Genomic DNA, 545 nt, shown 5'->3' with positions numbered 1-545 from the left:
GCTCTATGGCGTGGACGTCTCGCCGGACCTGATCTCGGCGGTGACGGATGCTGTTCTCGACGAGATCACGGCCTGGCAGTCCCGTCCGCTGGAGCCGGTCTATCCGCTGGTGTTCTTCGACGCGCTTCGGGTCAAGATCCGCGACGAAGGCACGGTGCGAAACAAGGCCGTCCATGTCGCGCTCGGCGTTCGTGGCGACGGAACCAAGGAAATCCTCGGTCTTTGGATCGAAACCAACGAGGGCGCGAAGTTCTGGCTGCGCGTCATGAACGAGCTGAAGAACCGGGGCGTTGAGGATATTCTGATTGCCGTCGCCGATGGGCTGAAGGGCTTCCCCGATGCCATCAACGCGGTCTTTCCGCAAACCACCGTGCAGACCTGCATCGTCCACCTCCTGCGCAATTCGCTGGATTTTACCTCCTGGAAAGATCGAAAGGATTTGGCGCACGCCATGAAGCTGATCTATTCGGCCGTCGATGACACGGCCGCCGAGGCGGCGCTGACAGCATTCGAGGCGAGCTTCTGGGGCCAGAAGTTCCCCGCCA

1 protein-coding gene is annotated in these 545 nt (G+C 61.3%); it reads left to right on the top strand.

Going from position 1 to position 545, the window contains the following annotated elements; genetic code table 11:
- A partial coding sequence (locus tag NHF53_RS11855) for an IS256 family transposase (protein ID WP_252834340.1) occupies window positions 1-545 on the top strand: 545 nt, incomplete at both ends.

Origin of the sequence: Ciceribacter sp. RN22 (genome assembly GCF_024054295.1) — a bacterium.
Lineage (GTDB): Bacteria > Pseudomonadota > Alphaproteobacteria > Rhizobiales > Rhizobiaceae > Allorhizobium > Allorhizobium lividum.
The sequence above is the reverse complement of the archived record's forward strand: the minus strand, read 5'-3'. Positions and strand labels throughout refer to the sequence as shown.